The 17,736-nt window shown below is 57.3% G+C and carries 15 protein-coding genes; 8 read left to right on the top strand and 7 right to left on the bottom strand.

Annotated elements, in window-relative coordinates; genetic code table 11:
- The first annotated feature begins 289 nt into the window (after nucleotides 1-289).
- The gene (locus O2597_RS16665) at nucleotides 290-937 is read left to right on the top strand and encodes a hypothetical protein (protein ID WP_269526634.1); all 648 of its coding nucleotides are present in this window, start codon (nucleotides 290-292) and stop codon (nucleotides 935-937) included.
- Nucleotides 938-989: 52 nt separating this feature from the next.
- A complete protein-coding gene (locus O2597_RS16660) occupies nucleotides 990-1,550 on the top strand; it encodes a hypothetical protein (RefSeq protein ID WP_269526632.1) in 561 nt (186 codons plus the stop codon).
- A gap of 344 nt (nucleotides 1,551-1,894) precedes the next feature.
- Here the strand turns inward: O2597_RS16660 and O2597_RS16655 are convergent, their stop codons facing one another.
- Both O2597_RS16655 and O2597_RS16650 read right to left on the bottom strand, forming a co-directional pair.
- On the bottom strand, nucleotides 1,895-5,332 hold the full coding sequence (locus O2597_RS16655; RefSeq protein ID WP_269526631.1) for a pyruvate carboxylase: 3,438 nt from the start codon (nucleotides 5,330-5,332) through the stop codon (nucleotides 1,895-1,897).
- A gap of 91 nt (nucleotides 5,333-5,423) precedes the next feature.
- A complete protein-coding gene (locus O2597_RS16650) occupies nucleotides 5,424-5,963 on the bottom strand; it encodes a cupin domain-containing protein (protein ID WP_269526630.1) in 540 nt (179 codons plus the stop codon).
- 385 nt (nucleotides 5,964-6,348) lie between these two features.
- Here O2597_RS16650 and O2597_RS16645 point away from each other — a divergent pair, with 385 nt between their 5' ends.
- Nucleotides 6,349-6,720: an endonuclease domain-containing protein gene (locus O2597_RS16645; RefSeq protein WP_269526629.1), complete on the top strand. Its 372-nt coding sequence runs from the start codon at nucleotides 6,349-6,351 to the stop codon at nucleotides 6,718-6,720.
- Between the two features lie 576 nt (nucleotides 6,721-7,296).
- Here the strand turns inward: O2597_RS16645 and O2597_RS16640 are convergent.
- The 4 genes from O2597_RS16640 to O2597_RS16625 all read right to left on the bottom strand — a co-directional run bounded on the left by O2597_RS16640 (nucleotide 7,297) and on the right by O2597_RS16625 (nucleotide 11,607).
- Nucleotides 7,297-7,860, bottom strand: coding sequence for a GNAT family N-acetyltransferase (locus tag O2597_RS16640; RefSeq protein WP_269526627.1), 564 nt, complete (start codon nucleotides 7,858-7,860; stop codon nucleotides 7,297-7,299).
- Nucleotides 7,861-7,873: 13 nt separating this feature from the next.
- Entirely contained in the window at nucleotides 7,874-8,881 is a 1,008-nt protein-coding gene (locus O2597_RS16635; protein ID WP_269526625.1) for a 5'-methylthioadenosine/S-adenosylhomocysteine nucleosidase family protein, read from the bottom strand.
- Between the two features lie 13 nt (nucleotides 8,882-8,894).
- Nucleotides 8,895-10,220: a cytochrome P450 gene (locus tag O2597_RS16630; protein WP_269526623.1), complete on the bottom strand. Its 1,326-nt coding sequence runs from the start codon at nucleotides 10,218-10,220 to the stop codon at nucleotides 8,895-8,897.
- A gap of 70 nt (nucleotides 10,221-10,290) precedes the next feature.
- Nucleotides 10,291-11,607, bottom strand: a complete 1,317-nt coding sequence (locus O2597_RS16625; protein ID WP_269526621.1) for a uracil-xanthine permease family protein — start codon at nucleotides 11,605-11,607, stop codon at nucleotides 10,291-10,293.
- A gap of 87 nt (nucleotides 11,608-11,694) precedes the next feature.
- Between O2597_RS16625 and mtnN the strand changes: the two genes are divergently transcribed.
- From mtnN to O2597_RS16605, 4 genes are read left to right on the top strand one after another with little or no spacing between them, the layout of a single operon-like run.
- Nucleotides 11,695-12,471 (top strand): 5'-methylthioadenosine/S-adenosylhomocysteine nucleosidase, encoded by a 777-nt coding sequence (mtnN, locus tag O2597_RS16620; RefSeq protein ID WP_269526619.1) that lies wholly within the window; start codon nucleotides 11,695-11,697, stop codon nucleotides 12,469-12,471.
- A complete protein-coding gene (locus O2597_RS16615; RefSeq protein WP_269526618.1) occupies nucleotides 12,468-14,102 on the top strand; it encodes a hypothetical protein in 1,635 nt (544 codons plus the stop codon). Before mtnN ends, O2597_RS16615 begins: the two co-directional genes overlap by 4 nt.
- A gap of 11 nt (nucleotides 14,103-14,113) precedes the next feature.
- Nucleotides 14,114-14,713, top strand: a complete 600-nt coding sequence (locus tag O2597_RS16610; RefSeq protein ID WP_269526617.1) for a phosphoribosyltransferase — start codon at nucleotides 14,114-14,116, stop codon at nucleotides 14,711-14,713.
- Nucleotides 14,714-14,773: 60 nt separating this feature from the next.
- A complete protein-coding gene (locus O2597_RS16605) occupies nucleotides 14,774-15,388 on the top strand; it encodes a hypothetical protein (RefSeq protein WP_269526616.1) in 615 nt (204 codons plus the stop codon).
- Between the two features lie 88 nt (nucleotides 15,389-15,476).
- Here the strand turns inward: O2597_RS16605 and O2597_RS16600 are convergent, their stop codons facing one another.
- Nucleotides 15,477-16,388 (bottom strand): phosphorylase family protein, encoded by a 912-nt coding sequence (locus O2597_RS16600; protein WP_269526614.1) that lies wholly within the window; start codon nucleotides 16,386-16,388, stop codon nucleotides 15,477-15,479.
- Nucleotides 16,389-16,532: 144 nt separating this feature from the next.
- Between O2597_RS16600 and O2597_RS16595 the strand changes: the two genes are divergently transcribed.
- Nucleotides 16,533-17,453, top strand: a complete 921-nt coding sequence (locus O2597_RS16595; RefSeq protein WP_269526612.1) for an isopenicillin N synthase family dioxygenase — start codon at nucleotides 16,533-16,535, stop codon at nucleotides 17,451-17,453.
- The last annotated feature ends 283 nt before the right edge of the window (nucleotides 17,454-17,736 follow it).

Here is a 17,736-nt window from a genome sequence, read left to right as displayed (position 1 = left end):
CTCTGATTCTCCCGGAAGGACCTGCTGAATTGAGCCCCGTATAAATATATTTGGACATCAGGACTAAAGGAATCAGGATAACGATATGTTACTCAGATTCCAACGATTCGTTTTACCTCTACTCTTACTGACTCTTCCCCTCCTTATCGTTTCCGTTTCAAGCGCGACAACCGTCCGGAAAAAAGCACAACAAGCCCAGATTGCATCGAACATGCGGCAAGTGGCTCTCGCTTTTCACATTCGCTACACTTCCTCTGGCGTTGATTACACCCCGGATAAACTACAAGACATGGAAGCCTTCCTCTACGAACTCGCTCAAGTCGAGCTATTCGACGCGGTCCTCTTCCATTGCTATCCGGATGAATTGAACTTCAAAGCACGAGCGCCTGAAATCACCGCCTACCGGAGCGACGCAGGTAAGCTGGTATTCGAGTCTGAAATTCTAAATTACCCGATCGCCTACAGTGTCGCAGTCTACCCGGACTTGAACCAGCCGGCATCGATGACGCCACTTCTTTGGACACGCGGACTTCACCACTATGCGAGCTTCGATCGTCCATATGCCGGGCATATCGCTTTTCTGGACGGGCATATTATTCATGTTGAAGGAACCCCTGGCAGTCCGGATCCGGAGTTGTCCGACTACTTCGGCCCGAATAGCGAGTTCAGTAAAGCGATCCGCATTCTAGAGCATGAACCCGAAGGCTGGTCCGAGGAACCACTCGCTCCGCTCCCCATACGCTACGATGCCGAATTCAGTCCCAGCTTTGTAGATAAGTATGGATTTCTGCTATTTATATTCGGCCCCGGACTCATCGCGGGCGTACTGGTCATGGCACTTCCTAAGCCAAGCAAATGGCAACGTATACGGAGCGGACTGATCGCCTTCGCACTGGTCTTCACTGCCACACTCGTTCTCTCGGCCATGACTTGCTAAACTGTCATCGGCTCCAGGACGAGACAAGAGAACACCGGCTTGAAACTATAACATGAAAGCAGAATTCGGACTGTTGGGCCTGATCGCCCTCTTATTTTTAAGCGCCTGCGAAAAGGAAGGGCTAACCACGACAGAGCTCCAGCGCGTACTCGGGATCAGCGAAAGCCAGTTTATCATCCCCGGCGACCTAGCTGAAGATGAATACCTCAGCCTGCTGTGGTTACATGAGGGCCAAACTTTAAAATATGAGTTCTTTTTCAACTTCCCCCATAAGGATGCGGGAAACGTCACCGGCTATACCTGGAGCAATTCACAAAGCGCGGATTTTCTGAACTTCAAACTCGTCCTCGACCCGCCGCTCCCCAATGGCACCACTGGCTTTTTGCACAAATTCGAAATCCCTGAAGGCTACCACTACGGTTCAGTCTCAGGATCGCCGAGGATCCAGGAGGGCGATGCCTTCATGACCTGCTTGGAGAATGGCTCCACCGACTATATCCAACTGGTACTGAAGCGCGTGATCAAATGCAGCTGCGGCGCGATGACGAATAGTCCGGATCGAACGACCTGCAGCTATTGCGAGCAGGATCTACCGAGCCGGAAGAGCCGATAGACGCTCATCCAGGCAGAGCAGCCATATCAACACTTCGACAAGCTCAGGTCAGGCCGCTTCGCGGTCTTCCTGCTGAAGGGGAACCCCTCCGTCTGCGACAAGCGCAGCCACCTCCCCTTCTAAGAGGAGGAGCTTTCACATTGCTGCGCCATTTGAGTCGTCCGAGATAAACCAAACTCATCCCCTGCACACCGGGGAGGCCTGTCACGGCGTATCGGAGCGAAGCCGGATGGACCGGCTCGCCCGGGACGGCATGTCCGCCGGAGCCTTGGCGTAGGACGGAGGGGTACGGATGCGCGGGTTGTGCCGGTACAATACAGTACTTCCCCGCCCCCCATGCAAGCTTAGCGCAGGCGCACCAACAAGTCCTTGGAATCCACCTGGTCGCCGGCCTGCACTTCGATGGCATCCACGATGCCGTCGGTGAGCGCATAGACCGTGGTTTGCATCTTCATCGCCTCAAGCACGCAGAGCTTTTCCCTCTGCTTGACCTTCTGACCGACGGAAACGGAGACGGCGCTGACCATGGCCGGAATCGGCGCACCGACCTGCTTCTTGTCGGCTGGATCGGCCTTGGTCCGCTTCTTGGTGACGGTCTTGATCGAATGGTCGAGAATCACGCACTCGCGGGCACGCCCGTTCAGTTCGAAGGTCAGGGTGCGCGCACCATCGGCGTTCGGCTCGGAGACGTAGATCAGCTTCACGATGAGGATCTTGCCCTCCTCGATCTCGACCGAGATTTCCTCGCCCGGCTTGAGGCCATAGAAGAAGGCAGGCGTCGGCAGGACTCGGGCATGGCCGTATTCGTCCACAAATTTGACCAGATCGGCAAAGACCTGCGGATACATCAGATAGGCGTAGAGTTCGTCATCGCCGATCTCACGCTTGTATTTCTTCGTCAATTCCTCCCGGGTCGCGTCAAGGTCGACCTTTTCGGCTCGGGCGCCGGGACGGCCCTTAAATGGCTTGCGGTCACCAAGCACGACTTTCTGTACATCCTTGGGCCAGCCACCTTTCGGCTGGCCCAGGCCGCCGGAAAGCATATCGACCACGGATTCCGGAAAGGCTGTGCCGGGATCCAGATTGACCATATCCTCCGGCTCGATGCCCTTCGTGAGCAGGAACATGGAAAGGTCGCCGACAACCTTGGAGGACGGAGTCACCTTCACGATATCGCCGAGCACCATGTTGACATCATGGTAGTAGCGCACGACTTCCGGCCAGCGGGCACCGAGGCCGAGTGCTCGGGCCTGTTCGCGCAGGTTGGTGTATTGCCCGCCGGGCATTTCGTGATTGTAAACTTCAGCCGAGCCAAACTTCGGACTCGTATCGAAGGGTCCGTAGAACTGGCGAACCGCTTCCCAGTAGATCGAGAGCTCGTTGAAGAACTTGAGGTCCAGGCCGGTGTCGCGCTTATCACCATTCAGGGCATTGACCACGGAGTTCAGGTTCGGCTGCGAGGTCAGTCCGGAGAGTGACGAAACTGCAAGGTCCACCACGTCGACTCCCGCCTCCGCCGCCTTGATCACGGACGCACCGGCAATTCCGGAAGAGTCGTGCGTGTGGAAATGCACGGGGATACCAATTTCACTGCGCAGCGTCTTGATCAACTTGTAGGCCGCATGCGGCGTGCAAAGGCCGGACATGTCCTTCAGCGCGAGGATGTGAGCGCCCATTTGCTCCAGCTCCTTCGCCATGTCCACGTAGTACTGCAGGGTGTACTTGTCGCGCTTGGGGTCGAGGATGTCGCCGGTGTAGCAAATCGTCGCCTCACACACAGAGTTCGTGTGCTTGCGGATCGACTCCATCGCCACCTTCAGATTCGGCAGATAGTTCAGCGAGTCAAAGACCCGGAAGATATCCATCCCCGACTCCGCGGAATGCTTGATGAATCCACGTATGACATTGTCCGGATAGTTCGAATAGCCCACCCCGTTGGCTCCGCGCAGCAACATCTGAAAACAGACATTGGGAATACGCTCGCGTAAACGGCGCAGCTGCTTGAACGGGTTCTCGCGCAAGAAGCGCATGCTGGTGTCGAAGGTCGCCCCGCCCCAGCATTCAAGTGAGTAAAGATCACCGGCCCGCTGGGCGATCGCATCGGCCACTTTGAGCTGGTCGTAGCTGCGCATGCGGGCGGCGAGCAGCGACTGGTGGGCATCCCGCATCGTCGTATCGGTTACCAGCAGTTTCTTCTGCTTGCGCGTCCATTCGGCGAACTTTTCGGGACCGTGCTTCGTCAGGTAATCCTTCGTTCCGGCCGGCAGCTTGTGCGTGTGATCGTGCGTTGGGATGATCACCGGGAGGTCCATCACCGGAACCGGACGGCCTTTCACCTGATCGTTGCCATTGACGATCGTTTCGCCGAGCAGTTTCAGCAGCTTGGTCGCACGATCGCGACGACGTCTAAACTTGAAGAGATCCTTCGAGGTATCGATCATCGTCGTGGTCGCCTTGCCCGAAATAAAGATCGGGTGGTTGATCACATTCTCGATAAACGGAATATTGGTCTTCACGCCGCGGATGCGCATTTCACGCAACGCCCGGTCCATCCGCTGGATGGCGAGCTCGAAACTGCGGGCCGAAGCGGTGAGTTTCACCAGCAGGGAATCGTAGTACGGTGTAATGACCGCCCCGGTGTCGCCCATGGCACCGTCGAGGCGGATGCCGAAACCGGCCGCGGACCGGTAGTTGACAATCTTGCCGTAATCGGGAGCAAAGTTCTTATCCGGATCCTCTGTCGTGATCCGGGCCTGGATGGCCACACCGCTACGCGGGATATCCGCCTGCGAAGGAATTCCGACTGCCTCACTGTGCAGGCTGTGCCCCTGGGCAATGAGAATCTGGCTGCGCACGATGTCGATTCCGGTAATCACCTCGGTCACCGTATGCTCGACTTGGATACGGGGGTTCATCTCGATGAAGAACCACTCGTCGGTATCCAAATCGTACAGGAACTCGACTGTGCCGGCACTGTAGTAACCGATCGATTTCGCGATCTGCACGGCCGCCTCGCAAAGCTGGATGCGCACCTCGTCCGGCAAGCCGATGGACGGCGCGATTTCAACCACCTTCTGGTGGCGACGCTGCACCGAACAATCACGCTCGTGCAAGTGGACCACGTTCCCCTGCTTGTCTCCCAGGATCTGCACCTCAATGTGTTTGGCCCGCTCGATGTAGCGCTCCAGGAAGACGGCCGAGTTGCCGAAGGCACGCTGTGCTTCACCCTGCGCCTCTTCCAGGGACGCCTTCAAGTCCTTGGGATCCTTCACCACCCGCATGCCGCGTCCACCCCCGCCAAAGGCCGCCTTGATGATCAGGGGGAAGCCGATCTTTTTGGCCGTCTTCAGGGCTTGGTCCGGATCGTCAATCGGGTCTGCAGTGCCCGGTAGTGTCGGCACCTTCGCCTGATCGGCTATTTTACGCGCTTCGATCTTGTCGCCCATCCGGGCCAGCAAGTCCGCACTGGGCCCAACAAAAGTAATCCCGTTCGCCTCACAGGCTTTCGCAAACCCGGCATTCTCGGAAAGGAACCCATAGCCGGGGTGGATCATATCAACCTGCTTGTCCTTCGCCAAGTCGATGATGCTTTCGATGTCCAAATATGCAGCCACCGGCCCCTTGCCCTGTCCCACTAGGTAGGATTCATCGGCCTTGAAGCGATGGACGCCAAAGCGATCTTCATTCGCATAGATGGCAACGGTGCGGCAGCCCAACTCGGTGGCACTGCGGAAAATACGGACGGCAATTTCGCTACGATTAGCGGCTAGTAGTTTATTCATGTTTGGGTAGTATCGGGGAAAAAAGCAGAGAAAAGGCAGATGACGCGCACAAGTCAACCGATCGATTAATTATGCGCATTAACTAAGCTTATCAAAGCGTACCATCAACCGGCTTGTCCCGGCAGCGGGCCTTGATCGCCGAGCGGAAGGCGGGGTACTCATGGCAAAGCTTCGACTCGTCCCCCAGTTCGAAATCAGTCCATTCGAAGCCGGGAACCATCACACAACTGCCGAGCGCCCAGCCATGCGCTCCGCCGGAACGCACACGGGATCCCTGCCAGCTACGTTCCGGGGTCGCGTAATGGATGTTCTGGCCCTGTCGGAAATCCGGCCCGATCTCCACCAGTTCCCCGCTTCCGTCCTCCTTGAGTACGAGCATTTCAATCGCGTCGCCCAGATGATGGAACCAATGCTCCACGGTGGGAAGACGGTGCATGGCGGAAAAGGAGTCTGCCGTGATCAGGAAGTGAATCAGAGTGCCCATGGGATGGGTGTTCCCGACAGGATAATCCGTTCCTAATAGATGGTTCGCCACACGCCGGGGACTGCACCAGACCTGTTTGAAGAAACCACCCTCCTGGTCGAGTGGCTCGAGTTGGTAGTGTGCTATGATTGCCTCAATTTCGGTCACAACTCAGAGCATAACCAAAGTTTGGGATGAATCCAGCCTAGGTGGCATTTGGTTCCAAATTGGAAGGGCTCAGGCGGATCCCGTTGAACCGGCATTTCAGGATGGGGTGACCCCCTCCGTCTTTCGCTCAGCGAAAGACACCTCCCCTTGGGAAGAGGAGGAGCTGTTTCGGTACAACCACGTAAAGACACACGCAGACCCCCAACAACTCCTCCCCCATGCCTCGGCGTAGTTCTTAACGAAGACGGGTGCACGCAGGGGAGGCCTGTCACGGCGTATCGGAGAGAAGCCGGATGGCCGCGCTTGCCGGGACGGAGGGGTCCACTGCTACAGATTGTAAAAACTGCTTCAATCTAAGCTTATATACGTTACTATAGTTCTCCGCATGACAGAGAAAAAAGCACCCCACAACAAGCCGGAACTGAAACCTTATCGCCGTAAGCTTCGACAGAAAATGACTCCGGCTGAGGCACGGCTATGGACCTATCTGAAGAATAGACAGATCGATGGCCGCCGGTTCAGGCGACAGTTCAGTATCGGGCCTTACATTCTTGATTTCTACTGCCCCGAGGAGAACTTATCGGTCGAACTCGACGGCGAATCACACGCCGGACCAATTGCCGCTGCAAAAGATGCGGAGCGGTCCGCCTACTTACGGGCACAGGGAATCAATGAGCTCAGGTTTGAGAATAGAGTGGTTTTCGAGATGCCCGAGGCCCTGATCGAAAGAGTGAAACAATGTTTCAAGCGTGAATGAACCCCTCCGTCTTTCGCTCAGCGAAAGACACCTCCCCTTGGGAAGAGGAGGAGCTGTTTCGGTACAACCACGTAGAGACACACGCAGACCCCTCAAAAACTCCTCCCCTGCTCGCAGGGGAGGTGGCCGCGCTTGTCGCGGACGGAGGGGTCCACAGCGACAGGACTAAAACCCCTCACTCCTACGCCAAGGCTCCGGCGGACATGCCGTCTCCGCTTTGCGGATCCACCTCCCCTTGATAAGAGGAGGAGCTGTTTCGGTACAACCACGTAGAGACACACGCAGACCCCTCAAAAACTCCTCCCCTGCTCGCAGGGGAGGTGGCCGCGCTTGCCGGGACGGAGGGGTCCACAGCGACAGGACTAAAACCCCTCACTCCTACGCCAAGGCTCCGGCGGACATGCCGTCTCCGCTTTGCGGATCCACCTCCCCTTGATAAGAGGAGGAGCTTTTTCGGTACAACCACGTAGAGACACACGCAGCCCCCTCAAAAACTCCTCCCCTGCTCGCAGGGGAGGTGGCCGCGCTTGTCGCGGACGGAGGGGTCCACAGCGACAGGACTAAACCCCCTCCCTCCTACGCCGCAAGATACACTTCCCGATCAATCCGGTAGACAACAACGTCCATCGGCTCCCCGTTCTGTTTGTAGTCGGTGCGTTCGTCGACCAGCACCCCACCCAGCTTTTCGGGGATATGGCGACTGGGCAGATTGGCACGATCGACCGGATAAAGCACTTCGCGGGAGCCGGTCGCCGCAAAGAGCCAGTCACAAAGCAAGCGTATGGTTTCCTGACCGTAGCCTCGGCCATGCACGGCAGTCTTGAGCCAGATGCCCAGTTCCGGAGGCGCATGCTCCGCCTTGCCATGAATGCCGGAACAACCGAGAAACTCTCCGCTCTTCCGGTCCTTCACCGTGCAGATGTAGTCCGTGCCCGTGCTCATGACCTCCTGCGCGTGGATGAGGAAGGACTCGGTTTCCGCCAGTTTCGAGGGAGCCACAGGCACTAGGTAGCGGGTCACTTCCGGCGTAAAGGATTCGAAAATAAGCGGCGCGTCGGCCAGCTCCACGGCAGCCAGGACGATCCGTTTTCCGGTCAAACGGACATTCCTGAGGTCTCCGAGCTGCGTGAACGTATTCATGCCGGACAAGCCCTTACTCCACGGCCAGCTCGTCCAGAAGCGCAAAGAGCAGGCGTGCGCCGACAATCGAAGCCGGCACGTCATAGACATTCTCGACATTGACGCCCTCCTGGCCACCGGCCAAATCACTGATCGCACGGATGATCACCCAATCGACATCGTTAATGTAGCAAACTTGGCCAACCGCAGCGGATTCCATTTCGGTCACTTCCGCATTGAAGACCTCGCGCTCCCATTTCCGGTAAGCCCGGTTGTCCTGGAAAATCGAACCGGTAACACCGTTGCCACCGACATACAGCTTCGCTTCCCGCTCCTTCAAGACCATCTGCGGTGGCACCTTCCCGATCGCACGCTCAGCCGCCTCCAGCAAGCGCGGTGTCGCACTGAAGTATGCGGTATCCTGCGGCTTCTCCATACCTTCCTTGATCACAAGCACCTCGTCCGGATGGACGAATTCAAATGGCTTGTAATCCGGATAATTCGGATCGGCCGCCTTGCGGGCCGGCTGCTCCTGAAGGAAAGCCCGGTAGTAATCCGGCAGAATGTATTCGCCGGGGTTCTCCGGATCAGGGTTACTGTAAACGCTTTCATCGTGGTAGTACCAGCGCTCCGGCACGACCACATCCCCCGGGTGCAGTTCCGGGTTCACCGCACCGGCAATGCCCATGTAAACGACCTGCTTGACCGGAAAATAGTCGAAAGCCATCTGCATGGACATCGCCGCGTTCGCGATGCTCATCCCCGTCGCATAAACCAGGATGGGTTCCCCCTTATAGGTCCCAAGCTTGAATTTCACACCTTTGTAAACCCGTTCATCCGTAATCTCGGCATCCGGCAGCGCTTCGATCGTATCCAAGACGCCTTTCATTTCCGGCGCATAGGCGACGACGACGGCAGTGTATCCGGGCTCATCGAATGACTTCGGGCCATAGCTGGCTGTGCGTGTCGCACAACCAGCCAGGCAAACGAACACACCGGCAAAGACAACCTTTGCCAGGAAGGGGTGTTTTTTCTGGGACATAAGTGTATTGTAACTATTTCTTCGTCAGCTTCGCTTCCATCCGGAGCGTCATCGCATCCGGCTCGCCCGGCTCCGCGATGTAGTTTTCAACCCGCGGTTTGCTCAGGATCTCGTAATCGTATTGAGAAAGCAAATACCCGATCATTAGCGGCATGTGGATACGGGCCACATTGATGCCGAGACAGACGTGGGATCCGCCACCGAAAGTGCCGTGGGCCTGGCGCGGATATTCGTTCTTCATCCAGCGCTCGGGCTTGAACTCGAACGGGTCCTCGTAGATCGTGTCATCGTAGTGCATCAAGGCCATCAGGTGCAGGCACTCGGTCCCTGCCGGAATCGTATAGCCGAGGAAGTCCAGGTCCCCGTGCGGCACACGCGGCAGCACCGGAGCGGCCGGGAAGAGACGTTCGGTTTCCATCAGGGTCGCCTTGAGCAAGGGGAAGTCCTTCATTCCGTTGGCCAGCTTGCGGGCATCGAAATCCTTCAATTCCTCAAGCAGGCGCGCCGTCCATTCCGGCTGCCGCTTTAGCTCGTCGAGGAGGTAGGCAAGCAACTTGGAAGTATTTCCCGTACCGGCGATCAGCAACAAATAGGTGTCATAGATCAGCTCTTCCTCGGTCAGTGACTCGACATTCTTCGAGACCTTCTGGTGGATAATTTGGTCCAGCATGTCATCCTTGCCCGCACCATCCAGACGCTCCTTTACGATCCCGTGGAGACGCTCGAGCACCTCGCGTTTGATCGTCAGGTAAGAGGCTCGGTTGTAGGCGATTTCACGCTCATGCGGCTTCAGGAAGAGGGCTCCGATGAAGCCTTCCTCAAAGTCCACCATTTGCGAGACCTCGGCGTCGGTGAATGCTTCCTTCACCGCACTCTTCGACAGGGCGCGCGTGAAGATGCGCATGAACGCCTGGTGCAGCTCGACTTCCTGCCCGTCGATTTTCTCCAAACCGAGGGCAATTTCACGGGCCATCGCACCCATGCCGCTCATGACAGAGGAATTCTTAAACCCCTTGTTCAGCAGACGGCGTTTGCGTCGGTGATCTTCGCGGTCCAATTGAGTCAGGTGCAGAGTACTCAATTCCTCGCGGAACACGGTCATCGCATTGTGGTAGCTCCAGTTGTCCGGAGCGGTCCAGGCGATTTCATTCGCATCGAGGCCGGCGAGCACGATGCGTTCCTCTCCATTGATTTCCGTAATGAAGACGGGGCCTGCTTCACGGTAAGCCTTGAGCAGGGATTCCGCGGTGTAGCCGCGGAATGCGATATCACTTTTGGAGTTCCCCTCGGCAAGGCGTTCGAGTTGCTCCTTCGGATAGTAGTTTAGTGTCTTTTGCATTTTGATTTTTGTTTTGGTTAGATCTTCGTCCCCAGGCTTCTTTTGAGCTTTTCCCCCGTGAGGAGGCACACTACTGCGGACGAAGATAAAAGATGTTCATAATGACCGCGGTCAGACCGCCCGTGGCGACCGGCGAGCTGAAGATCCCCTGCAAGAGAGAGGGCAGGTTCTCGACGAACTCCTTCTGGCTGGGGATTGCAAACGCCATGCCGAGACTGATCGCCAGAACCAAGACCTCTTTGCTGCCGAGATGCTGGTCGTTGATCATCCGTAGTCCGGCACCCGCGATCAGGCCGAAGAGTACCAATGTGACACCACCGAGTACCGGACCGGGAATCATCGAAAAGACAAGCCCGGTCTGCGGCAGGAGTCCCGTTATCATGAGAATCCCCGCGACATAAAACCCGACTTGGCGGCTACCGACACCGGTCAATTGGATCACACCGTTGTTCTGGGAAAAGGTCGCGGTCGGGAATACGTTGATCAGCGCGGCAAAGGTCGAAGTGATCGCATCCGAAAGGATACCGCCGCGCAGACGATGCCAAAAATCGATACCATCCGTTTTCATGCCCGAAAGGCTGGCAGTGGCCGTCAGGTCGCCAATCGCCTCAATGGAAGAGACGAAGTAGATGATCATGAAGGGAATCAGCAGGTCCCATTTAAAGGCAAGGCCCTCATGGAGCGGCTGCGGCAGGACCAGCCAGGGGCCTCCGTTCGATTCCGGCCAACTCAGCATGCCGAAGGCCGCTGCCAAACCGAAACCAATCCCGATCGCGATCACGGGACCGCAAATGCGGAGCATGGGCTTGCCCAGGACCTGCGTCCCGATCAACGCAACCACAACAATGGCCGAGAGGATAAAATTCTGAGTCCAGGCTTCAGGACCACTGCCGTCGGGGATGCTGGCGATGGAGTGCCCCGCGACAGGAATCAAATTCAGACCGATCAAGAGCACCACGATCCCGGCAATGATCGGTGAAAAATAGCGCCGCAAGGCCGGCAGGAAAAAGGAAAGTACGAACTGCAGCGGCACGGCCGCCAGTGTCATCCCGCAAGCCAGCGGCAGGCCGCCCTCCTGCCCCGCACGCAAGAGCAGGTCCAGGTAGGCGAAGCTGGTGCCGTTGACCGAGAGCAAACCGGATCCGATCGGCCCGATGCGCTTGGCCTGAAGAAAGGTTCCCAGCCCCGCCGAGAACAGGCACATACTGACGAGGTAGCCCTGATTCTGCGCCTCGACCCCGACGACCGAGATGTAGATCAACGCCGGCGTAATACAGCCGATAAACATCGCCACCACCTGTTGAAGTGCCGCCAGCGCGGCCTTGCCCGGAGCCATACGGCTGTCGTGCGGATACAGGAGTTCGGATTTCTTCTCGGCTGGAGGCATGTGAGCCGCTGAGCAGGTTCTTTACCAGCTTTGTCGATTCGATGCGCTTCCCGGCATCTGGCACGGTTCCTGTTTGCCCTCCGGAACATGTCCCAGAAAAAAGCCGCACCTATCCTCGTCCTCAGTGCCATGCCTTCCGAGATCATCATGATCCGGCATGCCATGACCGCCCGGAAGGAGGGCACGCTTGAGATTTATCCCTACGTCAGCGGCAAAATCGGGAAGCTCAAAATCATCACCGCGGTCACCGGCGTGGGGGTGACCAACGGGGCCATGTGCACCGCCCTCTTCATTCATCATTTCAAACCGCAGGCCGTAATCGTTTCAGGCACCGGCTCCCGCTTCAACCACGCCCTGCGCTGCGGCGACACCATGATCTCCAAAAAGACGATCCATCACGCGGCCGGCAGCCTGACCGACGACGGCATGGTTTACCGCAAGGTACGGGGCCCCCTCCCCGACATGATGACCCATTACGCCTATCCGCCCGACAAGGCGCTCTTCAAGGAAGCCCAGGCCGCCGTCAAGACCTACGAAGCCGAGGAAATGGAAATCGACGGCGAGCGCTACACGCCGGAAGTGCGGCCCGGCATCGTCACGGCCAGCGACCTCTTCGGTGTGTCCGAGGCGAAAATCGCCGACATGAAGAAGAAGCTCAACCCCGACATCATGGAGATGGAAAGCGCCGCCATCGCCCAAGTCTGTGACCACTTGGGCTACCCGCACATTGTTTTCCGGGCCGGAAGTAACCTGACCCAGTCCAATCCGGGGACCGCCTACCGGAAATACGGACAAGCCGCCGCCGCCAGTGCCGGCCGCTGGACGGCACACTTCCTCAAGCACCTCAGTTCCAAGCAGGCATGAAAGCCTTCCATATCGGCAAAGGCGACTGGGACGGCTTTGTCGCAGCCCTGATCAACAACCTCGTACAGTTGCTGATTCTGACGCCGCTTTGCCTCGGCGTACTGGGCTTTTCCGCGGAACTGGTGATCGGGCGAATCCTCCCGGGCATCGCCGTTTCCTTTCTGGTCGGCAACTTTTATTATGCCTATCTGGCCCAGCGTGAAATGCGCCGGACCGGACGCGATGACGTCTGCGCCCTGCCCTACGGGATCAGCACACCGGCGGTCTTTGCCAACGTGTTCCTCGTCATGCTGCCGGCCAAGTTGATGGCCGAAGCACAGGGGCTGCCGGACCCGGAGCAGATCGCATGGGAAGCCGGCCTACTGGCCTGCTGCATCGGCGGGATCATCGAATTTCTCGGCTCCTTCTGCGCGGCGGGACTGCGCCGAGCCATTCCACGGGTGGCCTTGATCAGTACCCTCGGCGGAGTGGGACTCGGCTTCCTCGGCATGGCCTTCCTCTTTCAAGTCATGGAATCACCGCTGGCCGGAATTCCCGTGTTCTTTCTCAGCCTCAGTCTCCTCTTGCGCCCCTTCAACCTGCCGGTCTGGCTGCCGGCCACCGGCATCATCCTGGCCGTGGGAACCGCGTTGGGATGGATGACCGGCGCGGCTCCGGTCGAGACACTCGGACTCGCACCACTCTCACAAATCGGACTTAACCTGCCCACCCTGCAGATCGGCCACCTATGGGCTGCCACCGGCAATGCCGAGCTCGCCACCATACTCAGCGTCGTCCTCCCGATCTCTTTGCTCGGCGTCATCGCTTCCCTGCAAAATATCGAGTCCGCCGCCGCCGCGGGTGACAGTTTTCCCGAACGCCCCAGCCTCATCGTCAATGGACTCGGCACCATCGCGGCCGCCTGTTTCGGCTCCCCCTTCCCCACCTCCATCTACATCGGCCATCCGGCTTGGAAGAAAATGGGGGCGAGGGACAAGTACTCCATTTTGAACGGGCTCGGGGTCGGCCTGCTTTGCCTGAGCGGGTCATTGGCCGCCATCGTCTGGCTGATCCCGGTGGAAGCCGGCATCACGATCATCTTCTGGATCGGCCTGATCATCGTGGCGCAGTCCTTCGAGACCTCGCCGAAGCACCACTACCCGGCCGCCATCGTGGGGATGATGCCCGGGCTCGCCGCATGGATCATTGTCATGGCCAATACTCTGGTGAGCGGCTTGATCACCACCGACGGCTCGATCCGGGGACTGACCGAAAGCTTCCTGCAAAGCCAGGCCGCAGCCGGGAATTTCCTGCGCGGCGGGATCGCGCTGCAACAGGGCTTCCTGATCACAGCCATGTTGTGGTCCGCCATCACGGTCGCCATCCTCGACCGCGAATTCCACAAAGCCGCCTTCGTTTCACTGATCGCATCCGGCATCGCCGCATTCGGCTTGATCCACGGATTCGTGCTCAGCAACGGAGGCGCGGTGGTCGAGATTCCCCTCTTGACCGCGCTGACCGGAACCAGCCCCGAAAGGTGGATTGCGGCCCCCGGCGAAACCGTCGGTTACCTGATCGCGGCAGGCATTTTCTTCATAATTTACCGGTTGAACCGGATAAAGAGTGGACATCACGAAGGGCTCCATACCTGATAGGCTGCATTATGATGATTCGAAAGATACCGGATAACTTTAAGCGAATCTATTCAAAGGAGGACATCGCTTATCGTGTGTACAAGATGGCTGGCGACGTACGCCACTGGGTCACGGAAACCCATGAGGAAGACGGACAACAGGTCCTGGCGATCTGTGTGCTGCGGGGCGGCGTGTTCTTCTTTGCCGATCTGCTCAAGGAAATCCCCTACACGGTCGAACCATCCTTTTGCCGGGCCATGAGCTACTCCTCCGAGGACAACACACAGGGCAACGAATTCCGTCTGGTGGTCGAACCGGCTGAGATGAAAGGTCGTCGCGTGCTCCTCGTCGATGACATCTGCGACAGCGGCAAGACCCTGCGCAACCTCCACGATTATGCGCTCAAGAACGGTGCGAAGGAAGTGCGTACCGCCGTCCTGATCCACCGCAAGCACGAGGACTCCGTCTATACGCCCGACTACATGGGCTTCGAATACGACGGTCCCGAGTGGTTCGCCGGCTATGGGATGGAAGACAAGAACCACAATTCCAACTTCCCCGAAGTGTACATCATCGAAGGGGAAACCGTTGAGACCCCCGGCAAGCCGACCGCTTCTACAATTCAGTAGAAAGTTTAATAACGCATTTTAAGTGACACATAAGACCGCGGCGATTAGTTCCGCGGTCTTATGTTCTTACATCGTTCACGCTTCCTCAAGGTATTACAACTGTGGCCGCTCTGGCTCTTCGCCGCGACACCTCTTGGCGCGCAGAACCTGTCGCTGGTCATCGATCTCAGCGATAGCTCCATCACCTGGGGCGGATCGCTCGAGAGCTTGGTTCCCGGCGCCCTGCCGCCACCTCCTACATTTGGCCTCTTTGCCACTCCGAACTACTCGCTGGAACTTCCGGACCTGCTCGCGCAGAATATTTCAGACATCAATCCGCCCGCCTCCCTCCCGATCGACTATATCCTTTTTGATGTCGATACCGGAACCGGCCTGATCAATGGCCTTCAGATATCGCCCGGTGCCCTCTTGGCCCTCTCTCCCATACCAGCCCCGGACACAAGGTATCAAATCATTCCCGGAATCAACAGCCTGACGGGGGATTTAGGACTCACCCAACCCTCCCTCGAAACAATCCTCAACGATCTGAGCCTGGGCGATTACACACTCTCCGACATGACAGCCTTCTGGTCCGGGGGCATCAATATCTCGGTGGTTCCGGAAGCCAAGCAGTACGCACTCACCTTGTCCCTGCTCAGTCTTGCTTCGCTGTGCTTGAGCCGACGGCGCCGCTAGACGCGACTTACAGACAAACGAAGGGCGTATCCCTAAGGACACGCCCTTCTCACTCTGACAACCCCTGAAACTAACTAAATAATTTCGCTTAATCGGCGGAATGCTTCGACATTTCCGGATGGATCCGGAGGCCTTCATCCACACGCCCTTCAGCCGGCAGCTCGGCCAGCTTCGGAACGACGTCCTTCACCACTTCGAGACTGATCTTGTTCAGGCTCGCGTAGATATCGCTCAAGTCGCTGAACTCCCAGGGAGCAATCCCCTCCGCCGGATTTGAAATGATCACGAGGCTGGCGTAATTGATCCCCAGCTGACGGGCATAGGACATTTCGGTGCCGACATTCATGGTCACCACATCACCGTTCATGCGGCTGAAAAATTGGATCTCGGCCGCCGTTTCGAAGCGCCCGCCCGCGGCCTGCACCACCGTCCCTTTGTCAAAGACATTGATCTTGTTATAGCTGTCTTCCTTGCGCAGCACGGTCAACGCCGACTCATAGAGCGCATCGTGCACCAAGGGATCCGTAGCCGGAATAAAGCGGGCCAGGATCAAGCCTTCAGCGGAAGTCACCTCACGCGGGAAGTAACGCGGGCGGCTCGTATTGAAATCAATGAAATCGTGCGGCACGATAAAGTCCTGGGTCTTCATCGCCGGATTGATCGCCCCGGCGGTGGCTCCACCGATGGCTTCTTCCACTCCGAGGTCATACAGTGCGGCCCAACCGGCCAGGTATTTCTGCCCACCGTGTCCGTGCATATAGTAAAAGGGTACGCCTTCGATCTCGCCGTAGTAAATCGTCGGTGATTCGCCCAGCTTGGTTTCCACCTTGAACTGGTCGGTCAGGATGCCCGAATCCAGCAGCGCATCATTCAGGTAGGTGCCACCAACCACGGCGATTTTCGCCTTCGGCACCTCCGACCATGACGAGGCCACCGGTGCCGAAATAGCAACAGCAATTATAATTAACTTAACAATGCGATTTGATTTACAATTAAACATTCTAATCCAGTTTTAGCAGATGCAGGACCAATTTATAATTCCCGGAAAAATCCGAATACAAAGATTACATTACAGTAAAGCTTCCAGGCAAACACGGCTCAGACGTCCCGTGCTTTGGCCTGCTGCCTGCTATAAGCCGGCTCTATGAGTATCGCTACCACTATACCGATCGTCGACATGGCCCCCTATCTGGAAGGCACGCCCGAGGGCAAAGCCCAAGTGGCAACAGAAATATATAATGCCGCCCACAATGTCGGATTCACTTATTTAAAGAACTTCGGCATGTCCGAGGACTTGCTGGAAGCGGCCTTTAAGGTCTCGCAGTCGGTATTCAACTGTGACGAAAAATTCAAGGTGCCCTTCAACCCCGAGGCCAATCACGGCTTCACCCAAATGAAAGGCGAAGCGCTGGATCCAACCAAGCCCGCGGATTTAAAAGAGACCTTTACCTGCCGCAACCTGGCCAATCAACCAAGCGGACCGGACTACTGGCCCAATCCCCAATTCGAAGCCTTCATGCGAGTCTTCCATGCCCGCATCGTAAAAATCGCAGCCGATATCATGGGTGCCTTCGCACTCGCTCTCGGTCTTGAACCGGATTACTTCGACAAGCGCCATACCGGTCTCACGCAAACACTTCGCCTCCTTCACTACCCGCCGGTCGAAGAAGTCGCCGAAGGGCAGCTCGGAGCCGGCGCCCATACCGACTACGGCACGATTACCGTACTCTTTCAGGATCCCTCCGGCGGACTGCAGGTGCAGAACCTTGCCGGTGAGTGGATCGATGCACCCCCGATTCCCGGCACCGTGGTCATCAATACCGGCGACCTGATCTCCCGCTGGAGCAATGATTTCTTCAAGTCGACCCCGCACCGCGTCGTGCCGCGTCCGGCAGCGATGAAGAACGGGCGTCTTTCCATCGCCTTCTTCAGCGATCCGGACCCCGAGGTCATGATTGAAACCTTCCCGAACTGTATCACCGAGGCAAACCCGGCCAAGTACGCCCCCATCACCGCGGGCGAACATATCCGCGAGCGCATCATGGCCTCCCAGGCCAAGGCCTGAGCACAGAATCATTCTGTTGACCCTGTTATCAGGTCCCGCGAATTGTCGGTGTCGGCTGCTCGATCCCTAGACCTCTCGGACGGATAGGGATATCCGTCCCTACCCCAAAAATAGAATGCGGAGCTGTCAGCATTCGTGCATATTCGTGTGCATTCGTGGTTCCAAAAGCACATCGCTGTCAGAAATTATTCTGTTTACCTTTTCATCATGAGAGGAAAGGCAGAATCATTCCAGCAACGGCGTGCTCGCCCTGAGAGTTGAAACAGGATTATGGATGACAAAA

The sequence above is a fragment of the Coraliomargarita parva genome, from assembly GCF_027257905.1.
In the GTDB taxonomy this organism is placed as follows: Bacteria; Verrucomicrobiota; Verrucomicrobiia; order Opitutales; family Coraliomargaritaceae; genus Coraliomargarita_A; species Coraliomargarita_A parva.
The sequence above is the reverse complement of the archived record's forward strand: the minus strand, read 5'-3'. Positions and strand labels throughout refer to the sequence as shown.